Here is a 17,187-nt window from a genome sequence, read left to right on the forward strand (position 1 = left end):
TTGATTTTCAGAGAAATGTACGGGACGAACAGTTGGAGCAGAGGCATAAACGAATTACCGGCGCGTGGGATCAGGATCTGGCTCAGGTGCCTGAACTGCCCAAGGATTGGATGCGCTGGATTGATAAGGTGGCTGTGCGGGAAAATTTCATCTTCTATCGCTATAAACGCGGCGGAGCCCAAAACGGTTATTGTACCTTTTGTGGGAAAGAGGTCCCTATATCCGGGCATCCATATCACAATAAGAAAGGACGCTGTGCCTGCTGCCGGCATCCCATTGTATTCAAAGCCCTGGGGCGCGCCGGGTATATTCGGACAGAAAAGGACTATGCTTATCTGATTCAGCGGTGCAAGGATGGCTTTGTTCTCCGTGAATTCTGGGCAGAGAGGACTTACTGGAAAGACAGTCTGCCCTCTGGAAAGCCTTACTGGCATGAGTTTCGCCGTTCGATTTATGACCGCAGTGGAGAAATACGCTCTTACTATTGGGGCGTGTATTGCCAGCGGGAAACACGCTGGATTTCCGGTAATCCCTGCTACTATAGTTACTGTGGCAATCAGACAGGCAGGGTCTATGGCAAGAGCCTTCCCTGCATGGAACAGAAGGAGCTGTTCGGCACTGGCCTTGTGCAGTGGATACGCACCCATCCGGTGACTGATCCGGAAAAGTATTTGGCTGTTTGGAAGCGGATGCCGAAGATGGAGCAGATTTGGAAGGCAGACTTGCCGAGGCTGACAAAAGAATGCTTTGAACATTGTGATTCTGTGCGGGAACGGATACTCTATCCAAATGAGACGCGACTGATTCGAGCATTGGGATTAGACGGCCCCAAATTCCGCCGTCTGCGGCAGATAAATGGCGATACGGAAGACCTGGCATGGTTGCAGCTTGAAAAGCGGACCAATCAACGCATACCGGATGAACTGTTTCGCTGGTTTAAAAAAGAACGGATCAGCGCCAAAGATATTCTGTTCATCGCGGACCGCATGAGTCCGATTCAGATCCGAAACTATCTGCAAAAACAGAAGCCGTATTTTGACGGAAGTTGTCGGCAGGCGTTGACCACATGGCAGGACTACCTTGCTATGGCAGAGCGTCTGCATATCGACACCAGCGATGAAATTATCTATCGTGCGCGTAAATTGCGTCAGCGGCATGATGAACTGGTTATCCAGTGTGAGGCTGGAAGCCTGGAGCTTCAAGCAGAGAACATGGACAAGAAGTACCCCCATGTTCGCTCCATCTGCGAGGAATTGCAGAAAAAGTATGCCTATGCAGATGAAGATTATCTGGTCATTGCCCCTCAAAATACTTTTGATATTATCAAAGAGGGACGGATGCTTCACCATTGTGTCGGAAATGACGGCGCCGGCGAACGGTACTATGACCGCATCGAGCGCCGGGAGAGCTTCATCATGTTTCTGCGCCGAGCGGAGGAACCAGAAGATCCCTATTACACACTGGAGATCGAGCCGGACGGCACTGTGCGTCAAAAACGCACGCTGTTTGACCGCCAGCACGAGGACATCGAGCAGGCGACGGAATTTCTGCAGAAGTGGCAAAAAGTCATTGCGGCACGGCTTACAGGCCAAGATTTGAAGCTGGCCGCGCAGAGCCGCGTCCTGCGCAACGAGGAGTTTATCCAGATGAAGAAAGATCGGGTGGTCATCCATACCGGGCACCTTGCCGGCCATTTGCTGGCAGATGTGCTTTTGGCTGACTTGATGGAAAACAAAGAAATCGTGCAGCAGCAGGAGCTCCCTGCGGCTGCATGATACAGGTGCAATGGCCGGGCGTCCTTTGAGGGCGTCCGGCCAACTGTTGCAAGGAGGCTTTATGAGAAAAACATCTTTTGAGTACCACATCCACGGTTACCGCTATGCACCGGAGAGCTTCCACATCTATAAAGGACTGCCGGGGCAGGAAAAGACGGAACTCCCCCTGTCGGATGAGCAGCGTTATCAGATGGGGTATCTTTATCTGACACAGGGCATCAAGAGCGCCGTAGACTATGTGAAGCATATCGAGCGGGAGCGGGAACGCAAGTGCCGCCTGTATATGACCTACGGCTTTATGCTCAAAGAAAATCCGCGCAGTTATGTGTACTGTGCGGACCTGCGATGCAGGGAGAACGACCCGCCGGCGGTGCGCCTGCAGACCCTGCGCGCATTCCGGGAGCATCTGGCCCAGAGCGAAGGCCGTATTGAGCAGAGCGTGGAGTGCGAACTGGATGGGCGTTACCGCCCTATCCATATGCGAAAGAATTATGTGACTGCGGACTTTGACCGGCCCATTGTGGCCTGGCTGAATATCAGATAGAAGGAGAAGAAAATGAAACAGATTGGAAATTTAGCAATCGTCTGCGCCCAGCGGCCTGATGTGTTGATGCAGATTTACGGTGGGACCGTGAGCATCCATGCGGGCGAAGGGCCGGAGCGGGCCACCCTCTCCACTGCGTGGGAGGATGACGACGCCATTCAGGACATGATCAGGGAATTAAACTTTGGGCGCTATGCCGCCCATCCACGGAAGAAGGAAGAAGGTGCAGCATGATTAAAAATTTGAATCAGCTCAAACGCAGGCTGCGGCCGGGCACACGCCTGGAGGTCACCGGCCACTGCCGGCCCGGATGCATCGGCCAACTGCGGGAGGTCACATGGGTCAATACCCAGGGTGTTTACACCAAAATCCTCAATCCGCCCGATCCGCGCATCAATGCGGCAAACGATGGGCGGGGCTCCATAATGTGGTGGGGTGCAGCCAGCACCTGGTCATTTGAGGACGGTGTGTGCAGTTCATATATGAATCAAACAAAGACGGCGGAAACGCTGATTATGGCGTTCCGCGTTTTGGATGAGGAGGCGGCCTGATGGAACAGAATACTTTGAGAAAGCAGCGGGAGCTGACCGACCGGCTCAACCGCTACCGCAACGAATACTATAACTACAACAATCCCAGCGTCAGCGATGAGGTCTATGACCGGCTCTTTGACGAACTTCACAAACTGGAACAGGAGACGGGCATCCAGATGTCGAACTCTCCCACTGTCACCGTGGGCTATCCCGTGGTAGGCAAGTTAGAGAAAACCGCCCATAAAATCCCGCTTCTTTCTCTGGATAAAGTAAAAAGCAGCGTGGATTTGTGCCGGTTTATGGGCGAGCATCAGGTGATGATCATGCTCAAGTTGGACGGCCTTACCATCAAACTGACCTATGAGAACGGCGAACTGGTGGAAGCGGCCACACGGGGCGATGGTGATGAGGGTGAGATCGTCACTCACAACGCCAGAGCAATCAGTGGGATTCCAGCCCATATTCAGTACCCGGGGCGTCTGGTAGTCACCGGTGAGGCGTTTATCCGTCCCCGTGATTTCGAGCGTCTGAACACTTCGATAGTGGATGAGAATGGTGAAACCTACAAGAATGGCCGTAATCTGGCGGCTGGCTCGGTGCGCCTGCGGGATGCCGGCGAGTGCATGGAACGGTGTGTGACCTTCATGCCCTTCAATGTTCTGGAGGGTTTTGATGACCTGCCCCGCAAGTCGGAACGCCTCAAAGAAATTCGGCCGCTGGGCTTTACTCCGTGCAAGTATCTGGTGACGAAGCGGCCATTGACGCAGGCGGAGACCGAGGACGGCATCAAGCAGCTGCAGCAGTATGCAAAAGACAGCGATATTCCCATCGATGGCATCGTTGTAACCTACAATGATATTGCCTTTTCCAAAAGATGCGGGCGCACAGGACATCACTATAAGGACGGTCTGGCGTTCAAATTTGAGGACGAGCTGTTTAAGACAACACTTCGTTCCATCGAGTGGACGCCGGGACGGACTGGTGAGATTGCGCCTGTAGCCATCTTTGCTCCAGTAGAAATCGAAGGATGCGAAGTGACACGGGCCAGCCTGCACAATCTGTCCTTCATTGAGGATCTGGAGCTGATGCCGGGCAACCGCATACTGGTCAGCAAGCGGAATATGATCATTCCGCATGTGGAGGAAAACATGGACAGGGGCGGTTTCAATCTGGAAGCGGCGTTCCCGCACCAGTGCCCCTGCTGCGGTCAGCCTACCCGCGTTCATGAAACCAAAGGGCGGGATGAAAACGGCAAGGAGCGGATCATCAAGACTCTGTTCTGCGACAATGCCACCTGCGAGACACGGAAACTCAAAAAGTTTGTCCATTTTGTCAGCAAGAAGGCGATGAACATTGAGGGGCTGTCCGAGGCGACGCTGGAAAAACTGATTGGCCGTGGATGGATTCACAGCTATCTGGATCTATACCGGCTGGATCAGCACCGGGATGAAATTATCCGCATGGAGGGCTTTGGCGTAAAGTCCTGGCAGCGCCTGTGGGATGCTGTCCAGCAGAGCCGCAACACCACCTTTGAACGGTATGTGATTGCCATGGACATTCCCATGATCGGCAACACAGCCAGCGGTGTTCTCTGCCGGGAGTTCCATGGCAGTCTTGAAGAATTTCGGGACGCGGTTTATACGGGCTATGACTTCCGCCAGCTCCCGGATTTTGGAGAGACGCTGCACAACAATATCCATGAATGGTTCTGCAATGAAGAAAATTTTTGTATTTGGGAGGAATTACAGATGATGATGAACATCCAGAAGCCGGCCGCGGCCAACAATCAGGCAGTCGGCCAGGACACTCCATTTGCCGGGAAGAACATTGTGGTGACAGGCAAAGTAGAGCCCTATACCCGCGATGAGATGAACAGCCTGATCGCCTCTCTGGGCGCTGTGGCCGGCAGTTCGGTGAGCCGCAAGACCGATTATCTGGTCTGCGGTGAGAAGGCCGGCAGCAAACTGTCCAAGGCACAGGAGTTGGGCATTCGGGTGCTGACGCCGAATGAGTTTTTCAATATGGCTGGTGTGGCTTAAAAGAAAACAGGTCAAAAAATAACAAGGGAGAGGGCTGCGGGTGCGGTCCTCCCCTTCTTTATCGGCAAAGGAGATGTTTCAGCATGAAAGGCAGTTACTTTGTTCCGCAGGTGGGGCAGGTTTATCAAAACCGAAATGACAGGAGTTATCTATGCCTGTCTGTGGAAAAAAGGCCCCTATTAAACGATACCACCGCACAGATGCGGCGAACTTCTGATGGATGGACTCTGACGGCTCATGGTCTTATCCGTTATGAAGATGGAACGATTGAGTGGAATTACTCTACTGGAGGCAGATGGAGCGAATCAAAGTGAGGAGGGAGCGAAGATGAATAACGAATTTCTGCCAGCCTACAAGGTATATCAACAGGTCATTGATCTTGAACTGTACTATGCGTTTGTAGATCTTGTCGTACACACCTCTCAAGAAGAAAAAGCCTGGGAGATCTATCGAAATATTGTGGACACGCAAATCTGGCAACAAAAGGCAGAAGGACAGAATTATTTTGAAGCCTATAACCTCCGTTACCCCGGCGAGGTCCTGGAACGGTTTGAAGAGAAGCTGGGAAAAGATGTCCGCATTATTCGTGCGTTGGCGCTGGCACTGGGGAAAACCCGTGCGCTTCAGTTAGACAATATGTTTGTTGGAAATCAGCGCGGCAGTTTTCTCCAGATGATCCGGCGGACTTCCAATGGAGATGTGTACCTGCAAGGGGCTCTTTATCTGTTGGAAACAGATATGCCCCGCCGACACGCCCTGCTGGATGAACTGGCTGCCACAGAATATGCCAAGACCGAGGATGCCTTGTTTGTCCTGTCTCTGTTCGATGACCAGGAGGAAGGGTACCGCACTATGCACAGCCAGCTTCTCCGATTGCTGGGGAAAGAACGCACGCTTTCCCTGCCTGAAAACTGCGGCGTGCTGGAATGGCTGGTCCAGCATTATGCTCCGTATATCAAGTCGTATCGCGGAAAGTCAGATCTTGTTTTGCGAACACTGACGAAGTTTTTCAGAATGAACATGAAACCGGACAGCCGGGAGTTTTCAATCCTGACAGATGCCGGCTACAGCGGTGAGGAAATTATACTGACCAATTCCCTTTGTGTGTGGGCAGACAGAATCCCGGACAGGATCTCCTGGAACGGGACCACCGCAGAAAAAATCGCATCGGCGTGCTGCCAAATGCTCTTAAACCAACCGGATGGACTGTCGGAAGGGCTCTATGCCTATGTTGGATGGTTGTTTGGCCGCTATGAAAGGTTTGCTGTCCAGTACAATGGGTATCCAAATCTCTGGGAGGCGATTAAAAAAGAACTCATACCATCCGCACCACAGACAATGATCTGGATGCTGAAAACCGTCAAAAAGGAATTCCCGTATCGCTTTGACGCCTTTGACCCCCAGTACGATATTCTGGCAAAAGAAGTGCCGCAAGGCGATTACTGGGAACTGTTTACAGATCAGATGCTCTGCTCTTGTGGAAAAACGCCAATTATTCAATGGCTGGCAAGATACCGGGAATTAACGGGCGCTGATTACTGTGATGGCTTCCAGGAATGGCACCGTTCCTCCGATAGAGCTTTTGCTCTGCTGGTAGAGAGAAAAGAAATCCGGCTGTGGCAGTTTTTTGAACAGCATCAGGAAGACGGCCCCTCTGCGCAGTCGATGAAACTGCTCTTGGGATATGCCATGAATATCTCCAGCTGGCAGGGCTTCCGTTTTGTCCGGCGTCTGCTGCAGAAATACACTCCAGTGCAGCTCCAGAAGTTTTTTGGGGAGCGGTTTTTCTTTCATGAACTTTTTGTAAGGGGTAATCGGTACAGCAGCAGAGACTATGAGTTTTTTATCAAACGCTCTTTCCTGACAGAAGAGCAGCATCGGCAGCTCTTTGAATGGATCGAGGCTTCTTTTTTCCAAATGGAGCCGAAATGCTATCAAGAGTTTATCTGGTGCGCTTTACAAGATTCGGATGTGCAGCGGCTATACGACAGGCGGCTGCTTGCGTCCGTTTTGCGAAGCCTTTTATCCAGCGGGAAGTACACAGGTGGCCGTGCGGACCATCTAAAGGAAAAATTCTACAGTAAGGAAGAGCTGGAAGCCGATCAAAAAGCCGACGCTGAAAAAGCGGAACGGGAGGAACGCCTTCGCCGGGAGCAGGAGCACCAGAAGAAATGCGAACGGTTGGAGCAGACCTATGACGGTACGATGTCTTCTCTAAAAGAGTTTACAAAAAGTTTCTATTACGATAGGGATGTGAAAGAAGCCCTGGATATGGTGTACGAAAAGCTGCGGGAACAGCCTGCGGGCTGCGCGGCGGCATTTGCAGCGGACGAATTAGAACAATTTTTCAAGTTGTGCGGTGATTTGGCACGATACAATCCAGGAGACGAACAGAAAATTTTGAATATGGCAAGAACAATGATGGGAGGTCTTGCGGCATGATCTATGCGGAAAAGCATTTATCTTTGTTGTCCCGAATGGGGCGCGATGGGCTGCAGCTGCGTTTCACTGGAGAATTTCCAGAAGAAATACTGGATCAGACCTGTAAAAAAATCGAAGATATGGGTCTGCAAGAGCAGATTCGCAAGGAAGAAGCCACGCAAATCCAGAGGGAATTGATTCAAGTTCCAGAATTTGCGGAATTATATCAGGCTCTGTGCGCACATGGAATAGCGGTATCTGTTATTCAGACGATGCTCCATGCGGCAAGCAGCTATCAGGAGCACTTGTCCCAATATCCGAAGGAGCAGGTGCTGGAGGCGGCGGTGCTGGATCTCAAGCCTTCCCTGAAATTTGAGTACATGAAACACTACCAGCCGCTGGTGCGGTATGAAGAAGAGGAGCAGGCCGTCGCAGACAACCTGGATACCTTCCCTGTTCTGGAGTGGCAGGAAATCTCTCCGCTGACGGAACATCAGCGTTCAATGATGCGTCTGCCGTTTCTTGGCACTTATCTATTCAACTGGCACGACCATGAGCGGAAGGCTGTAGAGCTGTTGGAGCAGAATCTGCCCCTCCAGAAAATCCTGATGATGAACTATGTGTGGGGAGTGGAGTTGTTTCTGGATGCGGACAGTCTGAAAAATCTCAAATGGCTACAAATGCCGGATGTAGAAAAATTCCGCCGGCTGATGGAAGCCTTCGAGTATGATGCGGAAGATTTATCGGAATTCTGGACGCTCTGGCTGGAAAACCGGGCCGGACAATATGATGTCGAATGGTGGCTGAGTCAGCTGTTGCCCATCAGCAAAGAGCGGCGGCAGAAAATCCTGCAAAGCAGGCTGAGTTATCTCAATGCCCTTTACGCTGGCTGCCTTCACATCAATTTTGAACAAGTAGAGTATTTTCAAGTCCAGCTCCTTATCTATGCGGTGGAGCACAAGAAAAAGCATTTTTTGAATCTGGTGAATCAGAACAGCGAACTATTTTTCTCGCTGGGGCGGTATTCGCTTTTATTTGTGAGTGGCTTCTGCGAACGCTGTAATCTCAATTCACTGACGGTTAAGAACTTAAAGGACAGTGATTCTATTGAACGGACAACCAGCTACTTTGAACTTTTGGAAGAGGGCCAGCAATATACCTTTGAGGAGCTGCGCCTGTTGTGGCACCAAGAGGAAGTATATGTAAGACTGTACGCCAAACTCTCCCCGCTCTCCGTGGACCAGAGGATGCTCACGATCCGGCAGCTGATAAAGCGGGATCTTGTCAGCCAGAATATCGGAGACGAGGCGCTGGAACAGGTAACTCAATGCTTGCTGGAAAAGCCGTTTGGAGCTTGGTATGAGAAAGATTTCGGACACATCCGGGGACTGACGCGGCAGACTGCAATGCTTATGCTGCAGCACTATCCGGAGATTCAGGCATTTATCCCGGAATTTCGGGCAGAGGCGGATGCGGTTTTCGCGGTCAGCAACGCTTCCAAGATCACAGGCTTTTCAAACTGGAGTCAGGTGTGCGGCTCAATACTGGTTACCGATCAGAATTGGGCCTATCTGAAAGAAAACATGGGCTTTTCCGAGGAGTTCGTCCGCGAGTATCAGCCGGGGATTGTGAATTTCCTGCTCCGGGGCGGCAGCTCGATGGTCCGCCCGCTGTATAACGAATTGCAGTATAGGAACGAAAGTGAAAAAAACTGCGAGGCGCTCCGGCGTATTGTACAGGCAGAGCTGATGGGCCAGTTCTATAAACTGAAATACTTTGCTGGTGATTTGAAGCAGGAAATCCATTACCCAATTCAAGAGGCGCGGGAAGATGTCTGGAAACAGAATCTCTCTTTGACCAGACTGGGCCTTATGGCGAAAGAGGTGGATGATTTTTACCACACAATCCGCATGGGCGAGCTTCCGCACTTTACCTGCTTATCCTGCTATCAGGGCAGCCAGAGGGACTGCCTTTTGGCCGCATTCGATAGCAACAAAAAAATCATTCTGGTTTACAAAGACGAGAGCGTAGTAGCACGGGCGTGTCTCCGGCTGACGAAAGGCTCTTTCCAGCAGCCATCAACGCTCAATTTTGAATTTGCTGATCTGTCCAAAGAAGATGTTCCCACAGGCAGTCACGCATACAGTGAGAAGCTGGTGCTGTTTCTGGAACACATTTATACCTCTGGATTGAAGAAAAGTGAAGAGACGGCGGCAAAAGAAATGGTAGTGGCACTGGCAACGCAGAAAGCGGAAGAACTCGACGCAGTTGCGGTGCTGTCAAATCAGTATCGCGGATGCTATCCCAGTGGGCGGTATGTCAGCGCCCCAATCTATATCTACATCTCAAAGTCCAAAAATGGGCGCCAGTATCTTGACTCTCTGGGAGGCGCTGCAGTGACTTTGGCAGAGGAACAGTATAAGCAAGAATCGTTTTTTGTAGAACGGGCCGCACTGGACCGAGCCCATGCGGCATGACAGGAGGTTTCTTTATGATGTTTGACAGTATTTTGGTAAAAGTATCCTGCAGTGAAGAACTGCTGTATCTCCACACCATATCCCGGAGGCATAAATCCCCGTACCGCTTTGCAATCCTGCGTGATACGCTGGAGCAGTTGGAGCGGGAGCCGGGGCGTCAGATTATCGTGGCTGACTGCGGCTGCTATGCCGCCCTTCGGCTCACACGGGCACTGGACGGCGAGATGCTGGTGATCCGCTTTTCCTGGCTGCAAAGCGCCGGTGCGGACAGCCTGCGCGGCTATGAGGAGTGGGTGCGGCTGCCCTACCGCCGCTTCCACGAGTGTGTGGAGGCCGGGACGGATATGGCCGGATGGAACTGGAGCCAGCTCTCCGTGCCGGAGAAGGTGACCCGCCGCTTTGAATTTCACAGCAGGCAGAATCTCCATCAAATCGCCCAGCGACCGCTCCTGCGGCACAAGCTGGGGAAAACTCTGGAACACCATTTCCAGTGGCGGGATGCGGAGAAGATCCTCATTTATGATGACGGTGCGCCGTACAGCTTCTTCTTTGAAGAGGTCACGCCCCGGGGCACGGGAATCTGCGGCGGCATCATCCTGCATGGTGCGGATAACCTGCAGAAAGCCCAGTACAGCGTCCACACCTAATTATAGCAGGGAGGTACATACCATGACGATCATTAAAATAAATGGCGGCTTCTGGGGATGGGAGCCAATAGAGACGCTGGAACGGCTTTATCCGCTGTTTGAGCAGTACACATTGGACCCGATCTATGAGTGGTACGGGAATTTTGTAAATCGGAAGCCGGAGTGGCAGCGGTCAGAAGAGCGTCAGGCTTATCAGGGCTGCACGGTAATTTCGGGGCGGTTTCTGCATTATGGGAACTTTTTCTATATCGTCACCGATGAGGAAGAACTGATCCAGCGTTTTGAGCGCCTGGTGGCGGACAACAAGGCCACACAGGCATACCAGGACGAGAGGAAAGTCTGCTTCCCGTGCAGCGAGTGCAACCAGTGGTCGGCTGCCAGCGGGCTCTGCGGACTGACTGGCCGTTATAGACAACCCCAGTGGGAGTGTTTTGCGCGATATGTTCTGCCGAAGGGGAAAGTCGAAGGTGACGGCGCAAATATGCGCATTGAACTTCCGATCCCGGAAAAGGCAGGAAAGAAAGCGGTGCTTATCGGCCGCGGCCAATGGGAGGTTTAACAATGGATTGGAGCAAAGTCCACAGGAAACTCGCTGGCCGCTTCAGGCTTCTGGAGCGTCGAAATGAGGATGGAGATTGTGTGATCCACTGTTTCGGCTCTTTGGGCCAAACGGGAGTGAATAACGATGATGTTCGCTATATATGCGGCTTCTATAGTCTTCCCTATAGAGAGGACTGGCGCAGAGAAGAAGCCCGCGACGCCGGCGACAGTTTTTATCTCCTGATTAAGACGGATGACTGAAAAAGTGCTTTGTCTGCCCTTATCAAAAGCATAGGGCAGAATCTGTGTAAATTCATAACAGGGCCGGGCAGAGGAATATTCCTCTACCCGGCCCTTCTTTTTGGGGCTGACATGGCCCGTGTTAAATCAATCGGAATCATTTTACAGTATTTTATAATCTGATAACTGTATGTCCTTTTGAACCCAATTTTCTACTATGCTTCGACTTCATCTTCTTGTGTTTTGACATACAATATGATACTCTTTTACCATAAGCACATCTCAATTAAGCACAAAAGAAAGGTGATCTTAAAATGGCAGAAGCCGAGAGCAAGCGTCAGCGCCGTACCCCGCAAGAGAGAGCGAATGAACTGGATGAAAAAATCACGAAGATAAATCAGTCCATCAATGAGCTGGAGGAGAAAAAGAAAACTGTTGTAGAAGAGTACGATGCGAAGATCACCGCAGCAAAGGAACGCATCAAATCTCTGGAGGCAAAAAAGCAGGAGATCCTTGCTCCCAAGGCTCCCCGAAAGCCCCGTAAGACGAAAAAGCAGAAAATTCAAGAGATTGTGAAGCTGGCAATGAAAAATGGTATGTCGGTAGAGGAAGTCGCCAGCCAGCTCCATGTGGAAGTTGAAAGCTAAACAGTTTTGATAGAAAAGCAGCATCGCCTCGAATGTATCAGGACGATGCTGCTTTTTATGGTGCAGGCCGACTATTCCACGCCCCTGATTTTTCGATGATACCGTTGTAGATAAAAACTTTCCTGCTTTTTTGTTGAGAAAGGCGTCATACAGGCGTAAAGGATATGTATAAAGCAAAAAAGGAGGCAATTATCTATGTTAATTGGTGTCGATCATGGCAACAAACAAATCAAAACCGTTCATGGCGAGCCCTTTGTGTCTGGACTGCAGCAGAGTCTGACCCGGCCGTTCGGCCAGAGCCTGCAATACTGTGGTACTTATTACACACTGTCCAATGAGCGTATTCCGTTCCACAAGGATAAGACGGAGGATGACCGATTTTTTGTCCTTACACTGATTGCTATTGCAGAAGAGATAACCGCCCGGGGAATTGGTGAAAAAGAACAGCAGCACATCCAGTTGGCTGTTGGTCTGCCCCCGGCACATTTTGGCTCTCAAGCAGAGAAATTCACCGCCTACTTTCAAGGCCGCGGGCTTGTTGAGTTTATGTATGGAGACAAACACTACACCATCAGCATTGAGGATGTGGCCTGCTATCCCCAGGCATACGCAGCTGCGGCCACAATGCTACACGCCCTGTTGGATGACCCAAAGGCAGTCGTATTGGATATTGGAGGCTTTACAGCGGATTATCTGTTGTTGAAAAACGGAAAAGCCGACCTCGCTTCCTGCGATTCGCTGGAAAACGGCGTTATCCTGTTATACAATAAAATCAGGTCCAGAGGAAATGCAGAGTTGGATTTGCTGTTGGATGAGGGCGATGTGGATGCCATCCTCATGGGCAGACGGACACAGTATCCGGCCGAGGCTATACAGCTTGTGGAACGACTGGCGCAGGAGTTTGTCAACGACTTGTTCAGCACTCTACGAGAGCGGATGTTGGATTTGCGCTATTGCAAAGTGGTGTTTGTGGGCGGCGGCGCTATTCTGTTGCGCCGGCAGATCGAGGATTCCGGCAAGGTGGGAACGCCTCTGTTCGTCACGAACATCAACGCCAATGCAGCTGGATTTGAATACCTGTACCGGCTTGAAACAGTGGGCAGGTGACAATCATGACGGCCAAAAAAGAAAGGGGGCGCTTCTCCCTGCGGTTCAATATCGGTGACCCAGTGCAGCGGGCCGCAGTTGAACTGCTGGAACTACAACCGCCCCACAGTAAAGCCCAGTATATTGCAAATGCGCTTGTGTACTATAACACTCATTTTTCTGACGATCCGCAGCCGTTAAAAGTGCCAGCCATTGACCGTGCGGCCATTGAAGCGATAGTGCGAGAAATTATGCGTCAGGATGAGCAGGCTTCGGATAAGGCAGTTTCGACCGGGGAATCCTCTCCTCCAAAGAAAAATAAAATAGCCCTGCCGCCGCAGGAACAGACGACAGAGCCATCAGAGGGAGCATCCGAAGTTGATGATATGACCCGCAATCTGATCGCCAGCACCATGGCGGCTTTCCGTAGAAATGGCTAAAAAAGAGGTATGGGAGCGAAGCTGTGCCGACTCTCATACCTCTTCCTTTTCCTGTATGGCAGCAATAAAGTGATCGATAATCTGTTCCAAGTGGCGGTATTGGCTGGGTGTCAATGTGGAAATCTTCTGCTGGAGCAACGAAGTGTCTGCTTCAAGAATTTTACCACGCAGTAAATAGTCTGCGCTGATGCCAAGTGCTTCACAGATCTTCAGCATGGTTTCCGGGCGCATCGCTTTTTGCCCCATTTCCGCATACGAGATGGTTTGCGATGTGAGATGCGTCAAATTTGCCAAAGTCTCCTGTGTCATATTTAATTGTTTTCTTCGCTCCAGAATCCGCTGGCCCATTTCTTTCAAAAGCTCACTCATTCGCAATCCTCCATACTATAGTTACATTTTATCCACTATAGCATGAAAAATTAAGCGACTATAGTTGAGTTTAATCAACCATAGCATATATAATGATCGTAAGATGAAAAATTTGGAGGAAAAACAAGTGAAAATATGTTCGTGTGCGGTGATTGGTCAACACCCTACCCGCTTCAAATTCAAATACAATGAATATATGACCTCATGCAAGCGCATAAAAAAGCGGATGCATGATGTATTTGTGTCACTTTACCAGAGCGGTGTGCGCTGCTTTTTCGTTGGGGGAGCTCTGGGAGTAGACATGTGGGCAGGCGAAATCCTGTTGGATATGCAGCGCCAGGTAGAATATCGGGAATTGGATGTTGTGATGGTCTGCCCCTTCCCCGGCCATGATGTCCGATGGGACCCAAAGAGCCAGGCACGGCAGCGAAAACTCCGAGAGGGCTGTGCCAAGGTGCTGATGGGATCAGAACACCCAGGAGCCGAAGGGTATAAAAAACGCACGGAATATATGATGGGGCAGGCCGACTATGTTGTAGCTGTTTATGATAATGATCCGAAACATTACAGCGGAGTGGAGACAGCGATAGGGATCGCTGAAAAAAGAAACTTGTCAATAGTGTTGATTCATCCAGACACAGGAATTATAAACATAGTAGATCATTACAGAGAGAGGCATACGGATTAGGCAAAATATGTTACTGTTTCTCCAAAAAACTAAAAAGGTGTGCGGTTTTGGTAATACGAAGCCACCTTGACTGTCGAGGAAAAATCGGGTATCATCTGATTAGCGATAGCTAACTTGAACGAGTTAGAAAGAGGTGGGTTATGTCACATAGCAGTCTATATCTTACCAATCTTTATAACGATTTGATAACCAATACCCCTCAGACAATCACTATGGACATTCCTTCAGAAGTCGGGCAAGGCCAAATTTCTCAAACAAAAATCAAGCACGGCGTTATCCTCTCAGACTGGAAAATGTGCTATCAATCCGATATGAATGTGCAGGGTCCTGTTAGTGGAGAATATATGCAAATCATTTTCTGCCTGAATGATGGAATTTCATGGGGGATAATGAATGAGAATCGTTCTATTACTATACAGAAAAATGAGTCTTGTATCTATGCTGGACATGATGGCACAGAATATATCTGCTACAAAAAAGACAGTAACTTCTCATTCAAAAGCATTAAAATCCCAATTCCCTACTTTTCACAACTCCTTGCTGATTACTTTGACGGACAGGAAATTACAGTCTATGAAAAGAAGCTCCTGAATGGTATTGCCAAAGTCTCTGTCACACCAATTATGGAGCAAATACTGTCGGAAACAAGCAAATTTTCTCAATACCGCGGGGGGCTGGGCTATCTCTATTTGGACGGCAAACTGTTGGAGCTGCTGTCCATCTATCTGGGAGAAGTTTTGGAATTGGACATTCTGATGGGCAAAAATATTTCCATGTCCCGGACGGAGCGGACTGCCATCATGGAAGCAAAACGGATCATCGACAGCCAGCTCGCCTTTGCCCCCTCTTGTGAAGAACTGTCTCAACAGGTACATCTGAGTCTGACCAAGCTGACACGGGGATTTTCTTCCTTCTACGGTATGCCGATCCATCAATATGTTATTGAGCAGCGGTTGACACAGGCGGCGCAACTGCTGTTGGACGGAGACTGGAATGTGGGGGAGGTCGCTGCGATTGTAGGGTATGGAAAACCGAGCAACTTTGCGGCGGCCTTCAAGAAAAAATACGGTGTTGCACCCAAACATTACAGGGAGACACGCTTCAACCACACAAAGCAGTGACCTTTAACTGCTTTTGGGTGAAAATGGGCAGGTTTTGGGTCGAATTAGAAAGGCATAACTGATACAATATGCGTTGAGGTTAGTAAGTGCTAACCTCAACGCATATTGTTGTTTAGAGGAGGCAAAGCATGAAACAGAAGTTGAATGCGAAAGATTTTATCCTGATTGGCGTCCTGACCGCCCTCATGTGGATCATCTGCATGATTATCAGCACCATTATGAGTGTGGCCGGCCCAGTGACCAATGTGTTCTATCCATCCGTTGTCGCGATCCCCAATGGCATCGTGATGATGCTCTTACTGGCAAAGGTACCGAAAAAGGGCGTTTTCACCATCTGCTCCGCAATCCAGGCTATCCTGTTCCTGCTGGTGGGCGCTTTCTGGTTTATCCCCATCGGCTTGGTGATTGGCGGTGTGATCTGCGATTTCCTGGTCATGGGCCGGAAAGAAATCACCATGAAGTCCATGACCGTGGCCTACGCCCTGTTCAGCGCCATTTTTGCCTTCAGCGCCATCTGCCCCATCAAGTTCCTCCAGAGCGCCTTTGTGGGAGCCATGGAGAAGAACAATATTGCCCAGGAATACATAGACGGGATGCTGAATATCACCTCCGTCCCCATGCTGGTGGTCATCGTTGCGGCCGGCTTGGTAGGTGGACTGATTGGCGCCGTGATTGGGCAGAAGGCTTTGAAGAAGCACTTTATAAAGGCAGGGCTCGTTTCAGTCAAATAACAAGGCACAGCCCCTCGGCAGTCAATCAGACAAGCGCAGGCAAGCGGGCTGCCTGATCTCAGGGCGCGGGGCTGAAAATGGCCCCGCGCTTTGATTTGGATAGGGAGGCATTGGAATGGAAGAATCACAAATCAAACAAATCATTGAACAGCAGCCCCTTCATGGATCGGCACTGTTAGATCCCCGCTGCAAGATTTTACTTCTGGTCTGTATCGGGTTTGTCAGTTACTTTTTGGCTGGGGAGGTGGTCAGCCTTGCGCTCATGCTGGTGTATGGCCTGTTTATTGCCGTGGGGAACGGCGGAAAGTGGGCCTTGAAGATGATTGTGGTCTACATCATCGTTGCCTATCTCAACGCCCTGCTCCGCTATGTGCAGGTGCCGGTACTGAGCGTGATTATGAGCGTGTTCGGCGTGACGCTTTTGAAGCTGATTCCCATTGTGATGATGGGCCTTTGGATTTTGCGGACCACCTATATGGACGACCTGATGGTGGCGCTCCAGCGGATGCGGCTTCCCCAGGCGGTGACGATCCCGCTGGTGGTCATGTTCCGCTATATCCCCACCCTGCGGATTGAATACAGGCAGATCCGTAGCACCATGGACATCCGGGGGATCAGCGACACCTTGTGGAAACGGGTATCTCATCCTCTTGCCACCATTGAGTATATTTTAATTCCCCTGCTGATGCGGTGCCTGAAGGTCACGGACGAGCTGGCGGCCTCCGGCACCACCCGGGGGCTGGAGCTGGAGTGCAAACGGTACGCCCTGCGCCCCATTCGCTTCTCCTGGCCGGAGGTCCTGGTGTCCCTGCTGGGCGTTGTCTTTCTGGCGGCGCTGCTGTTCCTGGACCAGACCCGAATCGGGGAAATCATCTTGTGGAGGGTGTGA

At 50.7% G+C, this 17,187-nt stretch carries 18 protein-coding genes; 17 read left to right on the top strand and 1 reads right to left on the bottom strand.

Translation table 11 applies throughout. The features are described 5' to 3' along the window. Positions 1-86: 86 nt before the first annotated feature. From ACSAMP_RS14960 to ACSAMP_RS15020, 13 genes are all read left to right on the top strand, one after another. Complete coding sequence (locus ACSAMP_RS14960) at positions 87-1,775, top strand: PcfJ domain-containing protein (RefSeq protein WP_457800975.1); 1,689 nt, start codon at positions 87-89, stop codon at positions 1,773-1,775. A 61-nt stretch (positions 1,776-1,836) separates the two neighbouring features. Then, positions 1,837-2,319, top strand: a complete 483-nt coding sequence (locus tag ACSAMP_RS14965) for a hypothetical protein (protein WP_009257974.1) — start codon at positions 1,837-1,839, stop codon at positions 2,317-2,319. Between the two features lie 12 nt (positions 2,320-2,331). Beyond that, positions 2,332-2,553: a hypothetical protein gene (locus ACSAMP_RS14970; RefSeq protein WP_009257975.1), complete on the top strand. Its 222-nt coding sequence runs from the start codon at positions 2,332-2,334 to the stop codon at positions 2,551-2,553. After that, entirely contained in the window at positions 2,550-2,870 is a 321-nt protein-coding gene (locus ACSAMP_RS14975; RefSeq protein ID WP_009257976.1) for a hypothetical protein, read from the top strand. The genes ACSAMP_RS14970 and ACSAMP_RS14975 overlap by 4 nt, the downstream gene beginning before the upstream one ends. Further along, on the top strand, positions 2,870-4,891 hold the full coding sequence (gene ligA / locus ACSAMP_RS14980) for an NAD-dependent DNA ligase LigA (RefSeq protein WP_009257977.1): 2,022 nt from the start codon (positions 2,870-2,872) through the stop codon (positions 4,889-4,891). Before ACSAMP_RS14975 ends, ligA begins: the two co-directional genes overlap by 1 nt. 327 nt (positions 4,892-5,218) lie before the next feature. Next, entirely contained in the window at positions 5,219-7,333 is a 2,115-nt protein-coding gene (locus ACSAMP_RS14985) for a hypothetical protein (RefSeq protein WP_009257978.1), read from the top strand. After that, complete coding sequence (locus ACSAMP_RS14990) at positions 7,330-9,789, top strand: hypothetical protein (protein ID WP_009257979.1); 2,460 nt, start codon at positions 7,330-7,332, stop codon at positions 9,787-9,789. Before ACSAMP_RS14985 ends, ACSAMP_RS14990 begins: the two co-directional genes overlap by 4 nt. Before the next feature lie 14 nt (positions 9,790-9,803). Beyond that, a complete protein-coding gene (locus ACSAMP_RS14995; protein WP_009257980.1) occupies positions 9,804-10,436 on the top strand; it encodes a hypothetical protein in 633 nt (210 codons plus the stop codon). 22 nt (positions 10,437-10,458) lie between these two features. After that, positions 10,459-10,995 carry a hypothetical protein gene (locus tag ACSAMP_RS15000; protein WP_009257981.1) on the top strand — a complete coding sequence of 179 codons (537 nt, stop codon included), beginning with the start codon at positions 10,459-10,461 and terminating at the stop codon, positions 10,993-10,995. A 2-nt stretch (positions 10,996-10,997) separates the two neighbouring features. Further along, a complete protein-coding gene (locus ACSAMP_RS15005; protein ID WP_009257982.1) occupies positions 10,998-11,237 on the top strand; it encodes a hypothetical protein in 240 nt (79 codons plus the stop codon). A 293-nt stretch (positions 11,238-11,530) separates the two neighbouring features. Further along, complete coding sequence (locus ACSAMP_RS15010) at positions 11,531-11,863, top strand: pantoate--beta-alanine ligase (RefSeq protein WP_071698923.1); 333 nt, start codon at positions 11,531-11,533, stop codon at positions 11,861-11,863. Between the two features lie 195 nt (positions 11,864-12,058). Beyond that, on the top strand, positions 12,059-12,970 hold the full coding sequence (locus ACSAMP_RS15015) for a ParM/StbA family protein (RefSeq protein WP_071698924.1): 912 nt from the start codon (positions 12,059-12,061) through the stop codon (positions 12,968-12,970). Positions 12,971-12,975: 5 nt separating this feature from the next. Then, positions 12,976-13,389 carry a hypothetical protein gene (locus tag ACSAMP_RS15020; protein ID WP_009257985.1) on the top strand — a complete coding sequence of 138 codons (414 nt, stop codon included), beginning with the start codon at positions 12,976-12,978 and terminating at the stop codon, positions 13,387-13,389. Between the two features lie 33 nt (positions 13,390-13,422). Here the strand turns inward: ACSAMP_RS15020 and ACSAMP_RS15025 are convergent, their stop codons facing one another. Then, entirely contained in the window at positions 13,423-13,758 is a 336-nt protein-coding gene (locus ACSAMP_RS15025; RefSeq protein ID WP_009257986.1) for a helix-turn-helix domain-containing protein, read from the bottom strand. A 103-nt stretch (positions 13,759-13,861) separates the two neighbouring features. Between ACSAMP_RS15025 and ACSAMP_RS15030 the strand changes: the two genes are divergently transcribed. The 4 genes from ACSAMP_RS15030 (at position 13,862) to ACSAMP_RS15045 (ending at position 17,187) form a co-directional block, all read left to right on the top strand. Further along, complete coding sequence (locus ACSAMP_RS15030) at positions 13,862-14,446, top strand: SLOG family protein (RefSeq protein WP_071698999.1); 585 nt, start codon at positions 13,862-13,864, stop codon at positions 14,444-14,446. Between the two features lie 140 nt (positions 14,447-14,586). Continuing rightward, positions 14,587-15,567 (top strand): helix-turn-helix transcriptional regulator, encoded by a 981-nt coding sequence (locus ACSAMP_RS15035; protein WP_044940849.1) that lies wholly within the window; start codon positions 14,587-14,589, stop codon positions 15,565-15,567. A 128-nt stretch (positions 15,568-15,695) separates the two neighbouring features. Further along, positions 15,696-16,298, top strand: coding sequence for an MptD family putative ECF transporter S component (locus ACSAMP_RS15040; protein ID WP_044940852.1), 603 nt, complete (start codon positions 15,696-15,698; stop codon positions 16,296-16,298). Between the two features lie 115 nt (positions 16,299-16,413). Beyond that, positions 16,414-17,187 (top strand): energy-coupling factor transporter transmembrane component T family protein, encoded by a 774-nt coding sequence (locus tag ACSAMP_RS15045; protein ID WP_071698925.1) that lies wholly within the window; start codon positions 16,414-16,416, stop codon positions 17,185-17,187.

The organism is Flintibacter sp. SJQ-8 (assembly GCF_054108085.1).

Bases quoted from the DNA above. Each gene is read 5' to 3' on its own strand.
- ACSAMP_RS15035 (WP_044940849.1), top strand. From the start codon at position 14,587: ATGTCACATAGCAGTCTATATCTTACCAATCTTTATAACGATTTGATA.
- ACSAMP_RS14975 (WP_009257976.1), top strand. From the start codon at position 2,550: ATGATTAAAAATTTGAATCAGCTCAAACGCAGGCTGCGGCCGGGCACA.
- ACSAMP_RS14985 (WP_009257978.1), top strand. From the start codon at position 5,219: ATGAATAACGAATTTCTGCCAGCCTACAAGGTATATCAACAGGTCATT.
- ligA (WP_009257977.1), top strand. From the start codon at position 2,870: ATGGAACAGAATACTTTGAGAAAGCAGCGGGAGCTGACCGACCGGCTC.
- ACSAMP_RS14965 (WP_009257974.1), top strand. From the start codon at position 1,837: ATGAGAAAAACATCTTTTGAGTACCACATCCACGGTTACCGCTATGCA.
- ACSAMP_RS15005 (WP_009257982.1), top strand. From the start codon at position 10,998: ATGGATTGGAGCAAAGTCCACAGGAAACTCGCTGGCCGCTTCAGGCTT.
- ACSAMP_RS14970 (WP_009257975.1), top strand. From the start codon at position 2,332: ATGAAACAGATTGGAAATTTAGCAATCGTCTGCGCCCAGCGGCCTGAT.
- ACSAMP_RS15000 (WP_009257981.1), top strand. From the start codon at position 10,459: ATGACGATCATTAAAATAAATGGCGGCTTCTGGGGATGGGAGCCAATA.
- ACSAMP_RS15030 (WP_071698999.1), top strand. From the start codon at position 13,862: ATGAAAAATTTGGAGGAAAAACAAGTGAAAATATGTTCGTGTGCGGTG.
- ACSAMP_RS14990 (WP_009257979.1), top strand. From the start codon at position 7,330: ATGATCTATGCGGAAAAGCATTTATCTTTGTTGTCCCGAATGGGGCGC.
- ACSAMP_RS15020 (WP_009257985.1), top strand. From the start codon at position 12,976: ATGACGGCCAAAAAAGAAAGGGGGCGCTTCTCCCTGCGGTTCAATATC.
- ACSAMP_RS15045 (WP_071698925.1), top strand. From the start codon at position 16,414: ATGGAAGAATCACAAATCAAACAAATCATTGAACAGCAGCCCCTTCAT.
- ACSAMP_RS14995 (WP_009257980.1), top strand. From the start codon at position 9,804: ATGATGTTTGACAGTATTTTGGTAAAAGTATCCTGCAGTGAAGAACTG.
- ACSAMP_RS15025 (WP_009257986.1), bottom strand. From the start codon at position 13,758: ATGAGTGAGCTTTTGAAAGAAATGGGCCAGCGGATTCTGGAGCGAAGA.
- ACSAMP_RS15010 (WP_071698923.1), top strand. From the start codon at position 11,531: ATGGCAGAAGCCGAGAGCAAGCGTCAGCGCCGTACCCCGCAAGAGAGA.
- ACSAMP_RS15040 (WP_044940852.1), top strand. From the start codon at position 15,696: ATGAAACAGAAGTTGAATGCGAAAGATTTTATCCTGATTGGCGTCCTG.
- ACSAMP_RS15015 (WP_071698924.1), top strand. From the start codon at position 12,059: ATGTTAATTGGTGTCGATCATGGCAACAAACAAATCAAAACCGTTCAT.